This window comes from Pseudomonas sp. KBN12P06040 (assembly GCF_037574965.1).
GTDB classification, from domain to species: Bacteria; Pseudomonadota; Gammaproteobacteria; order Pseudomonadales; family Pseudomonadaceae; genus Pseudomonas; species Pseudomonas aeruginosa.
On sequence record NZ_JBBELS010000001.1, the window covers coordinates 925,998 to 943,702 of the forward strand.

Consider the following 17,705-nt stretch of genomic DNA (forward strand, 5'->3'; position numbering starts at 1 on the left):
TCCTCAGAGGCGGCTGGCGCAACTGGCGCCGGCCGGGTTGCCGGCTTGGGCGGCGGGGATCGCCGAGCCGTCCTGGGCGGTGACCGGGAATACCGCGTTGATCTGCCCGGTGCCGGAAGAGCCGAAGTAGGGCGTCACCACCTCCGCCTTGCCGTCGTAGGCCGACCAGCCGAGGGCGCCGAGGAGCATCGCGGTGTCGTGCATGAAGCCTTCGCCATGGCCCTTGGAGGCGTACTCCGGGAGCATCCCGCAGAATTCCGCCCAGCGGCCTTCCTGCCACATCTGCACGACTTCATGGTCGAGGACCTCAAGGAACGGGCTCCAGATGCGGTCGGAGAAGTCCGGCGCCTGGCCGTTCTGGGCGAAGCGGTGGGACAGCGAGCCGCTGGCGAGGAACGCCACCGTGCCGTCGTAGTGCTCTTCCACCGCCTTGCGCATGGCCCAGCCCAGGCGCGCGCTGTCGTTCAGGTAATGCACGGTGCACAGGGCGGAGACCGAGACCACCTTGAAGTGGCGGTCCTGGTTCATGTAGCGCATCGGTACCAGGGTGCCGTACTCCGGGCCGAGGGTAGTGGCGTCGTGGGCCAGGGTCTCCACGCCGAGCGCGTTGCAGCCTTCGGCGAGGATGCGGCCCAGCTCCGGGTTGCCGGGGAAGCCGTACTCCATGTTGGCGATGAAGTGCGGCAGCTCGTTGCTGGTGTAGAGCCCCTCGAAGTGCGGCGCGCAGTTGATGTGGTAGCCGGCGTTGACCAGCCAATGGGTGTCGAACACCACGATGGTGTCGACCCCCAGTTCGCGGCAGCGCCGGCCGATCTCGCGGTGCCCGTCGATCGCCGGCTGGCGGCAGCCGTGGCGCGGGCCGGGCAGCTCGGACAGGTACAGCGAGGGTACGTGGGTGATCTTGGCAGCCAGAGCGACTTTGCCCATGACGATTCTCCTGGTGGCCCGTTGGGCCTGGCAGCGGGCGCGGCCGCTGGCGGCTCGCCCGGATTCTTCTGATTGTGTCTGCACGCCGGCGCTGCTGGCGGCCTCGGGCGGCCGCTCTGCACGAGCGCGCCCTACACGCCCCAGCGGGGGATGTGATGGCTGCCCATGGATATACACACGTTCTTGATCTCGGCGAATACCTCGAAGCTGTATTCCCCGCCTTCGCGTCCGGTGCCCGAGGCCTTCACCCCGCCGAACGGCTGGCGCAGGTCGCGCACGTTCTGGCTGTTGATGAAGACCATCCCGGCCTCGATGCCGCGTGCCAGGCGATGGGCCTTGCCGATGTCCTGGGTCCAGATGTAGGAGGCCAGGCCGTATTCCACGTCGTTGGCCAGGCGCAGCGCCTCGGCTTCGTCCTTGAACGGGATTAGGCAGACCACCGGGCCGAAGATCTCCTCCTGGGCGATGCGCATGCGGTTGTCCACGTCGGCGAACACCGTGGGCTGGATGAACTGCCCCTTGCTCAGGTGCGCCGGCAGGCCGGTCGGACGCTCCAGGCCGCCGGCCACCAGGGTGGCGCCTTCCTCGAGGCCGATGCGGATGTAGCCGGTGACCTTGTCGTAGTGGGCCTGGGTGATCATCGAGCCGACCTGGGTCTTCGGGTCCTGCGGATCGCCGACGATCAGGCGCCTGGCGCGCGCGGCGAACTCGGCGACGAACTGCGGGTAGACGCTTTCCTGGACGAAGATGCGACTGCCGGCGGTGCAGCGCTCGCCGTTCAGCGAGAAGATGGTGAACAGCGCGGCGTCCAGCGCCCGCTCGAGGTCGGCGTCCTCGAAGACCAGCACCGGCGACTTGCCGCCCAGCTCCATCGAGTATTTCTTGATGCCGGCCGCCTCCATGATTCGTCGCCCGGTGGCGGTGCCGCCGGTGAAGGACACCGCGCGCACGTCGCGGTGGCGAACCAGCGCGTCGCCGGCGCTGGCGCCGTAGCCCTGGACCACGTTGAACACCCCCGGCGGAATGCCCGCCTCGTGCACCAGGCGGCCCAGCTCGTTGGCGGTCAGCGGCGACAGCTCGGACATCTTCAGCACCGCCGTGTTGCCCAGCGCCAGGCACGGCGCGGTCTTCCAGGTGGCGGTCATGAACGGTACGTTCCACGGCGAGACCAGGCCACAGACGCCCACCGGCTGGTACAGGGTGTAGTTGAGCATCTGGTCGTCGACCGGATAGCTGTGCCCGTTCATCCGCGTGCAGACTTCGGCGAAGAACTCGAAGTTGTGCGAGGCGCGCGGGATCAGCACGTTCTTCGTCTGGTGGATCGGCAGGCCGGTGTCGAGGGTCTCCAGTTCCGCCAGGTGCGGCACGTTCCGGTCGATCAGCTCGCCGAGCCGGCGCATCAGGCGCGCGCGCTCCTTGGCCGGGGTATTGGCCCATTTCGGGAAGGCTTCCCGGGCCGCCGCCACCGCCGCGTCGATTTCCGCCGCGCCGCCGCTGGCGACCTCGCCGATCAGCTCGCCGGTGGCCGGGTTGTAGTTCTCGAAGACGTCCTTGCTTTCGACCTCGCGGCCATTGATCCAGTGTTTGATCATTCTGCGTGCTCCTGTGCGCGGGCGCGGAAGAATTCGGCCTCGCTGACGATTCGGTTGACCAGGCGACCGACGCCTTCCACCTCCACCACCACTTCGTCGCCGGGGACCACGTCGGACAGGCCTTCCGGGGTGCCGGTGGCGATCATGTCGCCCGGCTGCAGGGTCATGAAGCTGGAGAAGTATTCGATCAGGTAGGGAATGTCGAAGATCATGTCCGCGGTGCTGCCTTCCTGGCGCAGCTCGCCGTTGACCCAGGTGCGCAGGGTCAGCCGGTTCGGCTCGGGAACCTCGGCCGCGTCGACGATCCACGGCCCCACCGGGGTGGTGGCGTCGCGGTTCTTCACCCGCAGGTTGGGCCGGTAGTAGTTCTCCAGGTAGTCGCGGATCGCGTAGTCGTTGCACACCGTGTAGCCGGCCAGGTAGCCGAGGGCGTCCTCGCGGCGGACGTTGCGCGCCGGCTTGCCGATCACCGCCACCAGTTCGCACTCGTAGTGCATGTAGTCGACGTTGTCCGGACGCCAGCTGACCTGGCGGTGGCCGGTGTAGGTGCCCGGCGACTTGATGAACGCCAGCGGTTCGCTGGGCGCCTTGAACGACAGTTCGGCGGCATGGTCGGCGTAGTTCAGGCCGAGGGCGAACATGCTCCCGGTGGCCGGCGGCAGCCACTCCACCCGGTCCTCGGCGAGCAGGGTGCCGTCGGCCAGGCGGACGGCGTTGGCGTCTTCCACGGTGACCTGGTGAACCCGGCCCTGGTAGCGGATGCGTGCGTGTTTCATGGTCGGTTCCTCATTCCGCGACGATGCTGTTGGCGAGGCGGCCGAGGCCGTCGATCTCGACCTCGACGCGGTCGCCGGGATGCACGTCGACGCGCCCTTCGGGGGTGCCGGTGATCAGCACGTCGCCGGCGTGCAGGGTCATGAACTCGCTGATCTCGGCGATCAGCCGCGGGATGTCGCGCACCAGGTTGGCGGTGTTGTTGCGTTGGCGCAGTTCGCCGTTGATGTACAGCTTCAGCTCCAGCGCATGGGGATCGGCGATCTCTTGCGCCGGCACCAGTTGCGGACCGAACGGGCAGAAGCCGTCGCGGCACTTGGCTTTCACCGCCGGACGGTAGTAGCTGTCTTCCGGCAGGCTGAACTCGTTGACGATCACGTAGCCGGCGACATGCGCCATGGCCTCTTCCTCCTTCACCCGGCTGGCGTCGCGAGCGATCACCACGCCCAGCGCCGGGCCCGGTTGCAGGCGCTCGACGCCGCGCGGGAAGAGCACCGGGGCGTCGTGCTCGTTGCGGGTATTCGGTGTCTTGATGAACAACACCGGCTTCACCGGCGGCTTCTGGTAGGGCGGCTGCTGGAACTCCGGCAGGCGGCTGTCGAGCAGGCCCTTGTAGTTCAGCGCGACGCCGAACAGGGTGCCGGCGGCGACGTCATTCAGTGCGCGGCTCATTGTGGTGGTGTCTCCTGGCGCGATAAGCGAACGGCGAGGGGGCCGTCCTGGCGAAAACTCGTTAATGTGTTAACGTTATATTTAACATGTTAATGATCGTCAACCCCGGCTGCTGCGCCATTCGTCCCGGGGAGGTGGCAAGAGGCGCCGTCTGCGGTATACGGATGCCCGCGACGGCTTGCGTGCGCAGCCGGGAAGAACAACAAAGAGAAGATCGCCATGCCAGAGCGCCAGCCGATCCCCAACATCAACATTGGGCAGGTCTACGACCAGCGCTATGCCGACGCCGAGGTGCACTACGATGCGCTGGGCAACCTGGCCGGATTCTTCGGCCGTAACATGCCGGCGCACCGGCACGACCGTTTCTTCCAGGTGCACTACGTGAAGAACGGCGCGGTGCGGGTCTATCTCGACGAGCGCCAGTACCTGGAGTCGGGGCCGATGTTCTTCCTCACCCCGCCGACCGTGCCGCACGCCTTCGTCACCGAGGCGGACGCCGATGGCCATGTGCTGACCGTGCGCCAGCAACTGGTGTGGAGCCTCACCGAGGCCGAGCCGGGCCTGGCGCCCGGCCCGCAGGTGGCGCCGGCCTGTGTGGCGCTGGGCAACCTGGAGGGCGGCGCGGCCGAGGAGGCGGCGCGCCTGGCGCTGCTCTTCGAGCAGTTGCGCAGCGAGTCGATGGCCAGCCGTCCCGGCCGCCAGCAGACGCTGCTGGCGCTGACCCGCCTGGTCATGATCAGCCTGCTGCGTCTCTCGGCCAATTCGGTGGCTGCGCGGCCGATGCGCCACGAAGACCTGCAGATCTTCCAGCGCTTCAACGCGCTGATCGAGGAGCGCTATGCCGAGCACTGGCCGCTGTCGCTCTACGCCAGCCGGATCGGCGTCACCGAGGCGCGCCTCAACGACGTCTGCCGGCGCATCGCCGACCTGCCGTCGAAGCGCCTGGTGTACGAACGGCTTATGCAGGAGTCCAAGCGCCTGCTGCTGTTCACCGGCGGCTCGGTGAACGAGATCTGCTACCAGCTCGGCTTCAAGGACCCGGCCTACTTCAGTCGTTTCTTCGTGCGTTACGCAGGGCTTACCCCCAGCGCTTACCGCCAGCGACAGGCCGACGGGGAGTCCCGTCGCTGAGCGGGTGGGCGGGTATACTCGCGCTCCCACTCGAACAGGAAGCGTTTCTCCATGCATGATGCAGCCACCTCCATGCCGCCGCAGGCTCCCTCAACCTGGGCCGACTACCTTGCCGGCTACCGCTGGCGAGGGCAGGGCGAAGGATGTTCCGCAGCCACGGTCCACCGCCTGGAGGCTGCGCGGCGGCCGACCCTGTTCGTCAAGCAGGAAGTGCTGTCCGCACATGCCGAGCTGCCCGCCGAAATCGCCCGCCTGCGCTGGCTGCACGGTGCCGGCATCGATTGCCCGCAGGTGCTGAACGAAACCCAGAGCGACGGCCGGCAATGGCTGCTGATGAGCGCAGTGCCGGGGGACACGCTGTCCGCGCTGGCGCAGCGCGGCGAGCTGGAGCCCGAGCGCCTGGTGCGCCTGGTGGCCGCCGCCCTGCGCCGGCTGCACGATCTCGATCCGGCCGCCTGTCCCTTCGACCATCGCCTGGAACGGCGTCTGGACACCGTGCGCCAGCGGGTCGAGGCCGGGCTGGTGGACGAGGCGGACTTCGACGACGACCATCGCGGTCGCAGCGCCACGGAGCTGTACCGCCTGCTGCTCGACCGGCGTCCGGCGGTCGAAGACCTGGTGGTCGCCCATGGCGACGCCTGCCTGCCAAATCTGCTGGCGGAGGGGCGGCGCTTCAGCGGCTTCATCGATTGCGGGCGGCTCGGCGTCGCCGACCGGCACCAGGACCTGGCCCTGGCCGCGCGGGACATCGAGGCCGAACTCGGCGCGGCCTGGGCCGAGGCCTTCCTCGTCGAATACGGCGGCGATATCGACGGCGAACGGCTGGCGTACTTCAGGCTATTGGACGAGTTCTTCTAGAGTAGGGCCGGTTCGGATCCGGTGCGGATTCGGCCTGTCTTTGCACGGAAACGGGGTACGACGGCACCCGCCATCGCGTCTTTTCTTGACTGCTCCGTAGAGTCGCCGGCTCAGTTCAGCCGGTACTGCGCCAGTTCCTTCGCCGAAAGCACGCGCATCCGTTTGGGATCGGTGCTTTGCATGGCCTGTACCAAGGTGCTGGGGATATCCATTTCGCGGAAGTAGGCGGCGGAGTCGTAGCGCATGCCGTTGGCCGAGCGCGAGTGCAGCGAGTCGCCGTGGGCGTAGTAGGGGCGGTGCAGGCCGACGTAGCCGCGTACGGTCTTGCGCTTGCCGGCTGCCAGCAGGTAGACGCAGGTGCCCTGGCAGACGCTGCTCGACGGCACCAGCGCGTCGAAGCCGGATTCGCGCAGCAGGCGGCCCATGCGGATCGCCTCCGGCACGCTGCCGCCGATGCTGTTCAGCAGGAGCAGCTTGCGCGAGTAGGTTCCCGGATTGTTGCGCAAACCCTTGAGCAGCGTTTCGTAGTCGCCCGGCGCGATCTCCTCCGAGACGCGGACCGTCAGCACCCGCCCCATGCTCTTGTGTTGCAGCGAATGCACTTCGACCCTGGCCAGTGCGGGAGTCGCGCAGAACACGGCGAGGCAGGCGAGGACGGTCCGGAGGCGGAGGCGGGGCATGGAACGGGGCGATCCTGTCAGACGGCGATGGCTGCCGAAGATACCTGCAAGCGTTGCATTGTGCACGGTCCTCGTCGTCAGGACGAGGAGCCGGTCTCCGCCTGGCGCACCGGCAGGCGCAGGCAGAAGGTGATGACGTCGTCGCGGCAGTCCACGTCGATACGCCCCTGGTGGGCCTGGGCGATGGCCTGGGAGATGTACAGGCCGATACCGAGGCCGTTGCGGTTGCGCTGGTTGTCCGCCGACTCGCGCTTGAACGGTTCGAACAGGTTGGCCAGCTGCGCTTCGGAGAGGCCGCTGGTTTCGTTGAGCACGCTCAGGCACACCTCGTCGCCCTGGCGGGTCAGGGTGACCAGCACCGGCCGGCCGGGCAGGCCGTGATGACGGGCGTTGCTCAGCAGGTTGGCAGCGACCTGGGCGTAGCGGTCCGGGTCGACCACGGCACGAACCCGCGGGTCGATGGCGATCTCGATCACCAGGCCGGGATAGGCGACGTCGGTTTCGCAGACGATCTGCTGCACCAGTTGCGAGACGTCGGTGTCGACCGGGTTCACGGTGAGGCCGATGCCCGATTGCAGGCGGCTCATGTCGAGGATCTGGCTGACCAGCCGTTCCATGCGGCTGCTGGACGCGGAAATGTGTTGGCGCAGTTCGGTGGTGCGGGTGTCGCTGGAGGACAGCAGGGCCGCCGCCATGGAGATCGACTGCAACGGGTTGCGCAGGTCGTGGCCGAGCACCGCGATCAGGCGCTGGCGCATGCGGTCGACCTCGGCCGCATGGTTGAGGCACAGTTCCATCAGGTCCAGGCGCAGCTTTTCGGCGATCGCCAGGTCGGTTTCGCTCCAGGGCGTGGAGTGGCCGCGGACCACTTCCTCCCAGGCCTCGAACGAGCCGCGCGGGGTCAGCCGCGGGCCGGAGGGGCCGATGGTCAACAGCTTTTCCGGCTTGCCGCCCCAGCGGATGCGGTGCACTTCCTCGTGGCGGAACCAGAAGATCCAGCCCGATTCCTGGCGGTGGAAACGGATCGCCAGCACACCGCAGCAGTCGCCGCCGTCCGGAGAGTCCTCGCTGGGCTGCGGCCAGTTGTCGGTGTGGTAGATGTCCCGTTCCGGGTCGCGCTGCAGGCGTTGCAGGACATTCCCGGCCTGGCGCTCGAAGTCGCCGCGGATGCTCAAGGTGCGGCCGCCGAGCATGACCAGGGCGCCGTCGCAGGGAATCAGTGCGGCGATGCCATCGTCCGGGTGGGCCAGTGCGCCGAACAGGTCGTCGGCGTCCCGCGCGCGGCGAGCCAGGGCCAGCCTGCGCTCGGTGGACACGCGCAGCAGTTCGGCGATACGCCCCTGCTCCAGGCGCTCGACGATGGCGCTGCAGACCTGGGAGAAGATCTGGAACGACATGCGCACCGGGTAGGGAATCAGTTTGGGCGACATGTGATGGCAGGAGAACAGTCCCCAGAGCTTGCCGCCGACCACGATGGAGATGCTCATCGAGGCGCGCACGCCCATGTTGGTCAGGTATTCGCAGTGGATCGGCGAAACGCTGCGCAGCACGCTGTAGCTGAGATCGAACGATTCGTTGGTCTCCGGGTTCAGCGCGGGAAACACGCGCATCGGCGTATAGGCCACGTCGGCGATCAGCCTGATCGGGTTCTGGATGTACAGGCGACGCGCCTGGGCCGGGATGTCCGAGGCCGGGTAGCGTTGCCCCAGGTAGCTTTCGAGGTCTTCGCGACGGCTCTCGGCGACCACCTCGCCGGAGTCGTCATGACGGAAACGGTAGGCCATCACCCGGTCGTAGCCGGTCATCCGGCGCAGTTCGTCGGTGACGTTGCTGAGCAGGCTGGCGGTGTCGTTGTGCAACTGGACCTGGGCGATGATGCGCTGGGCGTTGAGGGTGAAGGAGGTGATCGACAGCGTGTCCGCGGTGCGGATCTCGAACTCCAGGTAGAACACTTCCTTGTAGCTGTGGCCGATCACGTCGAACAGGTGTTCGCCGATCCGCGTCTCGACGCTGTTCGACCATGGGCCGTTGCCGGTCAGTCCCTCTTCGAGCATGCGCAGGACCTCCGGCCCCACCTGCTCCTGCGTCAGGTAGGAACCCGGCGAGGCGACGAAACCCAGTAGCGCCTGGATGTTCTCGCTTGCCGCGAGGACCATGCCGTCCGCGCGCAGGGCGATCAGCGCCCCGTGCGGCTGGATCGCGCCAGGCACGTGGATGGGTTCGTCCTCGCAGTTCGCCAGGGTAACCGGGGTGATGCTCGTCATCTATCGTCCAGCCTGGTCTCCAGGCAGTCAGGCTTCGTCGAGAACCCATCGACGAAACGAAAGGAATGTAGCCTGTGCCGCATCCTGCGCAAGGCCGATGGCTTCGGGGCTGTCGATCTGCCGGGCGAGCTGTTCGAGAAACTCCTGCCAGCGCACCCCGGTTGCCTGGCCGTAGCCCCGCAACCACTGTAGCGGCAGACCGGGCAGGCGTGGAGCTAGTCGTTTGTAGAGATACGCGCCGCCCAGCGTCGCGCCTTCCATCACGTAGGCCACCCCGAAGACCTCCGCGGCCCGTGTCGCATTCGGCAGGTCGGCGCAGCGCGGTAGCGCCTCCACCTGCGCGCGGCTCATGCCGCCGGCCAGCAGGTCGCTTTCCAGCCAGGCGCTCTTGACCAGCCGCGCGTCGGCCCGCAGCGCCGCCGGCCAGCCGCTGCGGTTGTCGCGCAGCGCGCGCTCCAGAGGCTCCAGCCAGCCAAGGATACGTCCGGCATGGTCGAGGTAGGCGCGGTCGTCGAGATCGTCGTCGCCCAACGGCGAACGGCGGTCCAGTTCTGCGTGCAGGTCACGGGTGGCGTCGCGGAGTGCGGCGAGGGCTGGCGATGGAGATGGGGACATGAGGTCAGGGCCAGCGATTCGAGGCATGAACGGAAAAGAGTAGCAGGAAGCCGTACGCCCGGCTCGGAATAAATGGGCATCCCCGCGCGTGGCGCAGGGATGCCGGAGCGGGCGCGCTCAGGCCGCCTCGGTCTGCACCACCCGGTAGCAGGGGACGTAGGCCGCGCCGCCGGGCAGCTTCATCCGGTGCTGCTTGACGAAGGCCTGCAGCAGGCGGTCCAGCGGCAGCATCACCGCCGGGTCGCCGTGGATCTCGTAGGGCCCGTATTGCTCGATCATGCGGATGCCGTTGTCCTTGACGTTGCCGGCGACGATCCCGGAAAACGCGCGGCGCAGGTTGGCCGCCAGTTCGTGGGGCGGCAGGCTGCGGCTGAGCTGGAGGCTGGCCATGTTCTCGTGGGTCGGCTCGAACGGGCGCTGGAAGCTTTCATCGATCTTCAGCATCCAGTTGAAGTGGAAGGCGTCGTTGCGCTCGCGGCGGAACTGCTTCACTTCCTTCAGGCCCTGGGCCATCTGCTTGGCCACCTCGGCCGGGTCGTCGATGACGATCCGGTAGTGGCGCTGCGCCGCATGGCCGAGGGTCGCCCCGACGAATTCATGGAGCTGCTGCAGGTAGGCTTCGGCGCTGCGGGGACCGGTGAGGATGACCGGGAAGGGCAGGTCCTGGTTGTCCGGGTGCATGAGGATGCCCAGCAGGTAGAGGAACTCCTCCGCGGTCCCGGCGCCGCCGGGGAAGATGATGACCCCGTGGCCGACGCGGACGAAGGCTTCCAGGCGCTTCTCGATGTCCGGCAGGATCACCAGTTCGTTGACGATCGGGTTCGGCGCCTCGGCGGCGATGATCCCCGGCTCGGTCAGGCCCAGGTAGCGGCCGCCGACGATGCGCTGCTTGGCGTGGCTGATGGTGGCGCCCTTCATCGGCCCCTTCATCACCCCCGGTCCGCAGCCGGTGCAGACATCCAGGCTGCGCAGGCCGAGTTCGTGGCCGACCCTCTTGGTGTACTTGTATTCCTCGCTGCTGATCGAGTGGCCGCCCCAGCACACGACGATCTTCGGCTCGACGCCGGGGCGCAGCGTACGGGCGTTGCGCAGCAGCTGGAAGACGTAGTCGGTGAGGCCCTGGGAGCTGTCCAGGTCGACGTGCTGGCTGTCCAGCCCGCTCTGGGTGTAGACGATGTCGCGCAGGGCGCTGAACAGCATCTCGCGGGTGCTGGCGATCATCTCGCCATCGACGAAGGCGTCGGCCGGCGCGTTGATCAGCTCCAGGCGCACGCCTCGGTCCTGCTGGTGGATACGCACCTCGAAGTCCTTGTAGGCGTCGAGGATGGTCTTGGCGTTGTCGCTGTGGGCGCCGGTATTGAGGATCGCCAGGGCGCACTGGCGGAACAGTTGGTAGGTCTTGCCGTTGGCGGTTTCGCTCAGTTGTTGCACTTCGCGTTGGGAGAGGGTTTCCAGCGTGCCTTTCGGACTGACCGAGGCGTTGATCACAGGGCGATGAGACATGTGCGATTCCATGCAGGGGATGCGGCGGCGTAGAAGAACCGCGGCATCCGGATAAGGGAGCGCCGGGCAGGTTGCGTGCCGGGGGAGAGGGCGATCAGCCGTCGGAGTGGGGCGACGAGGCAACCGTGCGCTGGGGCTTGGCTCCAGGGTCTTGGTTAAATGTAATAGCGAGAACCTGACTGATCTGACAAGGAAAATCTCGAATTTATCTGTCGCCGGCCTGGCAGCGGGGAAATCCTGCCACTAGCCGTGGACGAAAAGATCCGGCATCGGCTGGGATAATCGACTCTTCTCCTGATATCGTTGCGTTTCCGCCGGATGCTCGGCCAGTCAAAGGGAGGAACGAAGCATGTCGTATGAACAGTCCAGCAGCGTACCTAGCGACTTTCTTTCCTCCTTTTTCCAAGAGCCTGTCATCCATGATCGAACTCAGAACCATCACCCGCGACGACTGGGAAACCTGCATTGACCTGAAGGTCGCCCGCCACCAGGCGCACTTCGTCGCTTCCAACCTCTATTCGCTGGCCCAGAGCCGCTTCCTGCCGGGGTTCCGCGCGGTCGGCATCCACCACGGCGGGCGCATGGTCGGCTTCGCCCTCTACGGCCCCGACGCCGACGACGGCCACTACTGGCTCTACCGCCTGATGATCGACCGCCGCTACCAGGGCAAGGGGCATGGCCGCGCCGCCCTGCAACGGATCATCGCCAGCGTGCGCCGGACGAGGCGGCGCAGCGATCGCCTGATGGTCGCCTACGCCGTCGACAACGACGTGGCCCGCCAGCTTTATCGGGACGCCGGCTTCGTCGAACAGGGCCTCGCGCCCTGGGGCGAGACGATGGCCTGCCTGATGCTGCCGGAGCCGTCCCATCGCTCCGGGACGGTCGCCGGAGCGCCGGGCGGGCGTGCAGCGCACGGCGTCCCGGCGTAGAATCGCGGGATTCGGCAGTTCCCTCCAATACCTATAACGACCATCCAACGCACATCGCCGCCCCGGACCCTTGCGTCCGGGGCGTTTTCCGTCGTGCGTGGCGAGGGTCGCGGGACCTGCCCGTCCGCCCCCTGCTCCGGAACCGAACGCCCCATGGACAGCACCTCCGAAACCCGCAGCGGCAGCTGGCTGAGCGTGATCGCCCTGGCCCTGGCCGCCTTCATCTTCAACACCACGGAGTTCGTCCCGGTCGGCCTGCTCAGCGACATCGGCCACAGCTTCGAGATGCCCACCTCGCAGGTCGGCCTGATGTTGACCATCTATGCCTGGGTGGTGTCGCTGGCCTCGTTGCCGATGATGCTGCTGACCCGCAATATCGAGCGGCGCAAGCTGCTGGTCGGGGTATTCCTGCTGTTCATCGCCAGCCACGTGCTGTCCGGGCTGGCCTGGAGCTTCCAGGTGCTGATGCTCAGCCGGATCGGCATTGCCTTCGCCCACGCGGTGTTCTGGGCCATCACCGCTTCGCTGGCGGTGCGCGTGGCGCCGCCGGGACAGCAGGCCAAGGCGCTAGGGCTGCTGGCCACCGGCACCACCCTGGCGATGGTCCTGGGCATCCCGCTGGGGCGGGTGGTCGGCGAGGCCCTGGGCTGGCGTACCACCTTCATGGCCATCGCCGGACTCTCGGTGCTGACCCTGCTCTACCTGGCGCGCTCCCTGCCGCTGCTGCCAAGCCAGAACTCCGGTTCCCTGCGCAGCCTGCCGATGCTGTTCCGACGCCCGGCGCTGGTTTGCCTGTACGTGCTGACCGTGGTGGTGATCAGCGCCCAGTTCACCGCCTACAGCTACATCGAGCCCTTCGCCAAGCAGGTGGCGCGGATGAGCGGCGAGGCGACCACCCTGCTGCTGCTGTTGTTCGGCGGCGCCGGGATCTTCGGTTCGATCCTCTTCAGCCGCTACAGCGAGGCTTTCCCGCGAGGCTTCCTGCTGGCCGCGATCCTCGTCTTGGGCAGCAGCCTGGCGCTGCTGTTGCCGCTGTCCGCGCAGCCGACCTGGCTGATGGCGCTCAGCCTGCTCTGGGGCATGTCGATCATGTGCTTCGGCCTGGCCCAGCAGTCCCGCGTCCTGCGCCTCGCCTCGGACGCCACCGACGTGGCCATGGCGCTGTTCTCCGGCCTGTACAACGTCGGCATCGGCGCCGGCGCGCTGCTCGGCAGCGTGGTCAGCGAACGCATGGGCCTGGCCTCGATCGGCAACGTCGGCGCCGCGCTGGCACTGGCCGGCCTGCTGCTCGCCCTGTTCGCCGCACTGCGCTACGCGGAGGCGCTGAAAACCACGTCGTTGTGAGTGCTCATTCACTGGCCCGGATGATTCGGCGGAGGAATCCGCCCGCTTGATCTAGTCTTCTGTGACGAAAAGGCGCAGGGAGTGCGGGATTGCCCCGCGCCGGGCCGGCGCAGGGACGGAATATCGGGTGAACGTACAACAGAGCAAGTTCAGGCTGAGCCGCTGGGCGGGCGCGACACTGGCGCTCGGACTGCTGCTGTCCGGGCTGGGCGCCTGGGGGCTGGCGCTGGTCAACGAGCAACAGGCGCGGATGGCGCTGGAACGCGAGGCGGAACTGCTGGCCGAGGCGGTGACCCGCCGCGTGGAACTCTACCAGTATGGCTTGCGTGGGGTGCGCGGTGCCTTGCTGACGGCGGGCGAGGCGCACATCGACCGCGAACTGTTCCGCCGCTACAGCCTGACCCGCGACATCGACCGCGAGTTTCCCGGCGCCCGCGGCTTCGGCTTCATACGCCGGGTGGCGGCCGCCGACGAGGCCGGGTTCCTGCGCCAGGCGCGGGCCGACGGCCAGCCGGAGTTCCGCATCCAGCAACTGACTCCGCACGATGGCGAGCGCTACGTCATCCAGTACATCGAGCCGGTGGCGCGCAACGGCCAGGCGTTGGGCCTGGACATCGCCTCGGAAGCCAATCGCCGGGAGGCCGCCCGCGCCGCCCTGGAGACCGGGCAGGTGCGCCTGACGGGGCCGATCACCCTGGTCCAGGCCAGCGGCTTGCGCCAGCAATCGTTCCTCATCCTGATGCCGATCTACCGCAGCGGCATCACTCCACCGCCGGGGCCCCAGCGCGAACTCGAAGGCTTCGGCTGGAGCTATGCGCCGCTGCTGACCGGCGAGGTGCTGGCCGGGTTGCCCATCGACAATGCGGCGATCCACCTCGAACTCAGCGACGTCACCGGCGACGGCGCTGCCGTACCCTTCTTCGTCAACGGCGCCGCGGCGCCGGCTCAACGCCTGTTCGGCCACATGCTGCGGCGGGAGATCTACGGTCGGCACTGGCAGATGGCGTTCAGCGCACTGCCGCTGTTCGTCCAGCGCCTGCACCAGCCTTCGCCGCGCATCCTGTTCCTGGCCGGCAGCCTGGTCAGCCTGTTGCTGGCGGCGCTGGTCAACGCCAGCGCCCTCGGCCGCCAGCGCCGGCATCGGGAGGCGGCGACCCAGGCGCGGCTGGCGGCGATCGTCGGCAATTCGGCGGACGGCATCATCGGCGTCGGCCTCGACGGCGTCATCAGCGACTGGAATCGCGGGGCCGAGGCGTTGTTCGGCTACCGCGAGGAGCAGGCGGTCGGGCGGCGGGTGGTGGACCTGCTGGTGCCGCCATCCAAGGAGAACGAGGAACTCGACATCCTCGCCCGCATCGCCCGTAAAGAACAGGTGGTCAGCTTCGATACCGTGCGCCGGCACCAGGACGGCCACCTGCTCGACGTGGCGGTGACCGTCTCGCCGATCCTCGGTCCGGACGGCGGCGTGGTCGGCGCCTCGAAGACCGTACGCGACATCTCCGCGAAGAAGGCCGCCGAGGCCCGCATCCGCGAACTCAATACCGGCCTGGAGCACCAGATCGCCGAGCGTACCGCCGAACTGCGTCGGTTGAACGTACTGCTCGGCAGCGTGCTGCAGGCGGCGTCCGAGGTGTCGATCATCACCCTCGACCGCGACGGCATCATCAGCGGCTTCAATCTCGGTGCCGAGCGGATGCTCGGCTACCGCGCCGACGAGGTGGTCGGCAAGGCCTCGCCGACCCTGCTGCACAGCGAGCGGGAGTTGCTCGCCCGCGGCCAGGAGCTGGGCGAGGAGGGTTTCCGCGTGCTGGTGGCGCGGGCCGAACAGGAGGGCGCCGAGACCCGCGAATGGACCTATCTGCGCAAGGACGGCTCGCCGCTCAGCGTGACGCTTTCGGTTACCGTCCTGCGCGACGAGGCTGGGGCGATCAACGGCTACCTGGGCATCGCCGTCGATGTCACCGAATGGCGCAACGCCGAGCGCGAGATGGCCGCGGCGCGCGACCAGTTGCAAATGGCCGCCGACGTGGCGCGCTTGGGCATCTGGCGCTGGAACCTGGCCGACGACAGCCTGCAGTGGAACGAGCGCATGTGCGAGCTGTATGGCCAGCCGCTGGCGTTGCGCGACGGCGGCCTGGTCTACGAGCATTGGCGCAGCCGCCTGCATCCGGAAGACCTCGAGCGCACCGAGGCCAGCCTGCGCGCGGCGGTGGAGGGGCGCGGCAACTACGATGTGATCTTCCGCGTGGTGCTGCCCGACGGCGGCATCCGCTTCATCCAGGCCGGCGCGCAGGTCGAGCGCGACGCCGATGGCAACCCGCTGCAGGTCACCGGGATCAATATCGATATCACCAGCGACCAGCAACTGCAGGCGCGCCTGCGCGAGGCCAAGGAGCAGGCGGACGCCGCCAGCGCGGCGAAGTCGTCGTTCCTGGCGAACATGAGCCACGAGATCCGCACGCCGATGAATGCCGTGCTGGGCATGCTGCAACTGGCCCGGCAGACCGATCTCAACGAACGCCAGCGCGACTACCTGGACAAGGCCAGCTCGGCGGCCACCTCGTTGCTCGGCCTGCTCAACGACATCCTCGACTACTCGAAGATCGAGGCCGGCAAGCTGGTCCTGGAAATGCTCCCCTTCGAGCTGGAGCCGCTGATGCAGGACCTGGCCGTGGTGCTCTCCGGCAACCAGGGCGACAAGGACGTCGAGGTGATCTTCGACATCGATCCCGAGCTACCCAGCGCGGTGGTCGGCGACCGCCTGCGCCTGCAGCAGATCCTCATCAACCTGGCCGGCAACGCACTGAAGTTCACCGCCCGCGGGCACGTCCTGGTGAGCTTGCGGCGGCTGGCGCACGACGCCCACCTGGTGCGCCTGCGGGTGCTGGTGGCGGACACCGGCATCGGCATCAGCGCGGAACAGCAGCAGCGCATCTTCGAAGGTTTCACCCAGGCCGAGGCGTCCACCTCGCGACGCTTCGGCGGCACCGGCCTCGGCCTGTTCATCTGCAAGCGCCTGGTCGACCTGATGGGCGGCGAGTTGCGGGTCGAGAGCGCGCCGGGCAGCGGTAGCCGGTTCTGGTTCGACCTGGACCTCGACGTCGCCCACGACCAACCGCTGCGTGCGGCCTGCCCCGGGGCCGGCGAACCGCTGCGGCTGCTGGTGGCGGACGACAACCTGGTGGCCGGCGAGCTGCTCGAACGCACGGTCGGCGCCCTCGGCTGGCGCGCCGACTGCGTCGGCAGCGGCAGCGAGGCGGTGGCACGGGTCCAGGCGGCGATGGCCGAAGGCCGTCGCTACGACGTGGTGCTGATGGATTGGCGCATGCCCGATCTCGACGGCCTCAGCGCGGCGCAACTGATCCGCCAGTTGCAGGGCGACCTGCCGCCGCCCATGGTGATCATGATCACCGCCTATGGCCGCGAGGTGCTGGCCGATGCGCGCGACCACAGCGCGCCGCCCTTCGTCGATTTTCTCACCAAGCCGGTCACGCCCAAGCAACTGGCCGACTCGGTGCTGCATGCCCTGCACGGTGAACAGGGCGCCCCGGCCAACCCGCCGCCGCGCCCGGTGGAGCGCACCCAGCGCTTGCGGGGCGTGCGTCTGCTGGTGGTGGAGGACAACGCGCTGAACCGCCAGGTCGCCGCCGAACTGTTGAGCAGCGAAGGCGCCCGGGTGGCCCTCGCCGACGGCGGGCTGGCGGGCGTTCAGCAGGTGCTGGAGGCGAGCGTGCCGTTCGACGTGGTGTTGATGGACATGCAGATGCCGGATATCGATGGTCTCGAGGCGACCCGGAGAATCCGCGCCGACGGGCGCTTCGCCGGGCTGCCGATCCTGGCCATGACCGCCAACGCCTCGCTGGCCGACCGCGAAGCCTGCCTGGCGGCGGGCATGAACGACCATGTGGCGAAGCCGATCGACAAGGAGCGCCTGGTGCTTTGCCTGCTCGGTCATCTCGGCAGGAGCGGCGACAGGGGGGCGCCGGCAACGACAGCGGACGCGGGCGAACTGGTCGAGGCGCGGGGCGATATCGTCGGGCGTTTCGGCGGCAGCCTGGAGCTGATCGTCCAGGTGCTGCGGCGCTTCGTTCCGGATATGCAGGACCTCTTCGCCCAGCTCGAACGCCAGCTCGGCGAGGGCGATGTCCAGGGCAGCGCCGCGACCCTGCATACCATCAAGGGCAGCGCGTCCACCGTTGGCGCCAGCGCCCTGGCCGGCCGTGCCAGCGAGCTGGAGCAGGCCCTGCGCCGCGCCGATCCGCTGCGCGGTATGGAAATCCTCGCCGGCATCCGCCTCGACGAACTGCGCACCCTGTGCGATGCCTGCCTGCTCCGCCTGCAGGCGATGTTCGGCGACGTGCAGGCGGAGTCGGCGAGCTGAACCCCGGCGCGGTGGCCTGTCCCGCCAAGAATTCA

The 17,705-nt window shown here is 68.0% G+C and carries 13 protein-coding genes; 5 read left to right on the forward strand and 8 right to left on the reverse strand.

Annotated features, from left to right (window positions below; genetic code table 11):
* Positions 1–3: 3 nt before the first annotated feature.
* The 4 genes from hpaD to VQ067_RS04355 form a co-directional block, all read right to left on the reverse strand.
* On the reverse strand, positions 4–927 hold the full coding sequence (gene hpaD, locus VQ067_RS04340) for a 3,4-dihydroxyphenylacetate 2,3-dioxygenase (protein ID WP_003093449.1): 924 nt from the start codon (positions 925–927) through the stop codon (positions 4–6).
* Between the two features lie 131 nt (positions 928–1,058).
* Positions 1,059–2,519, reverse strand: a complete 1,461-nt coding sequence (hpaE, locus tag VQ067_RS04345) for a 5-carboxymethyl-2-hydroxymuconate semialdehyde dehydrogenase (RefSeq protein ID WP_003093448.1) — start codon at positions 2,517–2,519, stop codon at positions 1,059–1,061.
* Positions 2,516–3,295, reverse strand: coding sequence for a fumarylacetoacetate hydrolase family protein (locus VQ067_RS04350; RefSeq protein ID WP_003110132.1), 780 nt, complete (start codon positions 3,293–3,295; stop codon positions 2,516–2,518). Before VQ067_RS04350 ends, hpaE begins: the two co-directional genes overlap by 4 nt.
* Positions 3,296–3,305: 10 nt before the next feature.
* Positions 3,306–3,965, reverse strand: coding sequence for a fumarylacetoacetate hydrolase family protein (locus VQ067_RS04355; protein WP_033957069.1), 660 nt, complete (start codon positions 3,963–3,965; stop codon positions 3,306–3,308).
* A 219-nt stretch (positions 3,966–4,184) separates the two neighbouring features.
* On the opposite strand from VQ067_RS04355, the gene hpaA reads away from it, so the two are divergent.
* Together hpaA and VQ067_RS04365 are read left to right on the forward strand one after the other, a co-directional pair.
* Positions 4,185–5,096 (forward strand): 4-hydroxyphenylacetate catabolism regulatory protein HpaA, encoded by a 912-nt coding sequence (gene hpaA / locus VQ067_RS04360; protein WP_003093443.1) that lies wholly within the window; start codon positions 4,185–4,187, stop codon positions 5,094–5,096.
* A 51-nt stretch (positions 5,097–5,147) separates the two neighbouring features.
* Complete coding sequence (locus tag VQ067_RS04365) at positions 5,148–5,954, forward strand: aminoglycoside O-phosphotransferase APH(3')-IIb (RefSeq protein WP_003113011.1); 807 nt, start codon at positions 5,148–5,150, stop codon at positions 5,952–5,954.
* Between the two features lie 110 nt (positions 5,955–6,064).
* Here the strand turns inward: VQ067_RS04365 and VQ067_RS04370 are convergent, their stop codons facing one another.
* From VQ067_RS04370 to ppnN, 4 genes are all read right to left on the reverse strand, one after another.
* Positions 6,065–6,634 carry a COG3904 family protein gene (locus VQ067_RS04370; RefSeq protein ID WP_003093439.1) on the reverse strand — a complete coding sequence of 190 codons (570 nt, stop codon included), beginning with the start codon at positions 6,632–6,634 and terminating at the stop codon, positions 6,065–6,067.
* 77 nt (positions 6,635–6,711) lie between these two features.
* Positions 6,712–8,898, reverse strand: a complete 2,187-nt coding sequence (gene bphP, locus VQ067_RS04375; protein ID WP_033990642.1) for a bacteriophytochrome BphP — start codon at positions 8,896–8,898, stop codon at positions 6,712–6,714.
* 27 nt (positions 8,899–8,925) lie between these two features.
* Positions 8,926–9,513, reverse strand: coding sequence for a biliverdin-producing heme oxygenase (locus VQ067_RS04380; RefSeq protein ID WP_003132314.1), 588 nt, complete (start codon positions 9,511–9,513; stop codon positions 8,926–8,928).
* Positions 9,514–9,630: 117 nt separating this feature from the next.
* A complete protein-coding gene (ppnN, locus tag VQ067_RS04385; protein WP_003093432.1) occupies positions 9,631–11,016 on the reverse strand; it encodes a nucleotide 5'-monophosphate nucleosidase PpnN in 1,386 nt (461 codons plus the stop codon).
* A gap of 419 nt (positions 11,017–11,435) precedes the next feature.
* On the opposite strand from ppnN, the gene VQ067_RS04390 reads away from it, so the two are divergent.
* The 3 genes from VQ067_RS04390 to VQ067_RS04400 all read left to right on the forward strand — a co-directional run bounded on the left by VQ067_RS04390 (position 11,436) and on the right by VQ067_RS04400 (position 17,670).
* Positions 11,436–11,945: a GNAT family N-acetyltransferase gene (locus VQ067_RS04390; protein WP_003118200.1), complete on the forward strand. Its 510-nt coding sequence runs from the start codon at positions 11,436–11,438 to the stop codon at positions 11,943–11,945.
* A 153-nt stretch (positions 11,946–12,098) separates the two neighbouring features.
* Complete coding sequence (locus VQ067_RS04395; RefSeq protein ID WP_033990641.1) at positions 12,099–13,289, forward strand: sugar transporter; 1,191 nt, start codon at positions 12,099–12,101, stop codon at positions 13,287–13,289.
* Between the two features lie 127 nt (positions 13,290–13,416).
* Complete coding sequence (locus VQ067_RS04400; RefSeq protein ID WP_033990639.1) at positions 13,417–17,670, forward strand: PAS domain-containing hybrid sensor histidine kinase/response regulator; 4,254 nt, start codon at positions 13,417–13,419, stop codon at positions 17,668–17,670.
* Positions 17,671–17,705 lie beyond the last annotated feature (35 nt).

What these genes read in the sequence shown, in the direction of transcription:
- VQ067_RS04355 (WP_033957069.1), bottom strand. Translation starts at nt 3,965, where the DNA reads ATGAGCCGCGCACTGAATGACGTCGCCGCCGGCACCCTGTTCGGCGTC.
- ppnN (WP_003093432.1), bottom strand. Translation starts at nt 11,016, where the DNA reads ATGTCTCATCGCCCTGTGATCAACGCCTCGGTCAGTCCGAAAGGCACG.
- bphP (WP_033990642.1), bottom strand. Translation starts at nt 8,898, where the DNA reads ATGACGAGCATCACCCCGGTTACCCTGGCGAACTGCGAGGACGAACCC.
- hpaD (WP_003093449.1), bottom strand. Translation starts at nt 927, where the DNA reads ATGGGCAAAGTCGCTCTGGCTGCCAAGATCACCCACGTACCCTCGCTG.
- VQ067_RS04370 (WP_003093439.1), bottom strand. Translation starts at nt 6,634, where the DNA reads ATGCCCCGCCTCCGCCTCCGGACCGTCCTCGCCTGCCTCGCCGTGTTC.
- VQ067_RS04395 (WP_033990641.1), top strand. Translation starts at nt 12,099, where the DNA reads ATGGACAGCACCTCCGAAACCCGCAGCGGCAGCTGGCTGAGCGTGATC.
- hpaE (WP_003093448.1), bottom strand. Translation starts at nt 2,519, where the DNA reads ATGATCAAACACTGGATCAATGGCCGCGAGGTCGAAAGCAAGGACGTC.
- VQ067_RS04380 (WP_003132314.1), bottom strand. Translation starts at nt 9,513, where the DNA reads ATGTCCCCATCTCCATCGCCAGCCCTCGCCGCACTCCGCGACGCCACC.
- hpaA (WP_003093443.1), top strand. Translation starts at nt 4,185, where the DNA reads ATGCCAGAGCGCCAGCCGATCCCCAACATCAACATTGGGCAGGTCTAC.
- VQ067_RS04365 (WP_003113011.1), top strand. Translation starts at nt 5,148, where the DNA reads ATGCATGATGCAGCCACCTCCATGCCGCCGCAGGCTCCCTCAACCTGG.
- VQ067_RS04390 (WP_003118200.1), top strand. Translation starts at nt 11,436, where the DNA reads ATGATCGAACTCAGAACCATCACCCGCGACGACTGGGAAACCTGCATT.
- VQ067_RS04350 (WP_003110132.1), bottom strand. Translation starts at nt 3,295, where the DNA reads ATGAAACACGCACGCATCCGCTACCAGGGCCGGGTTCACCAGGTCACC.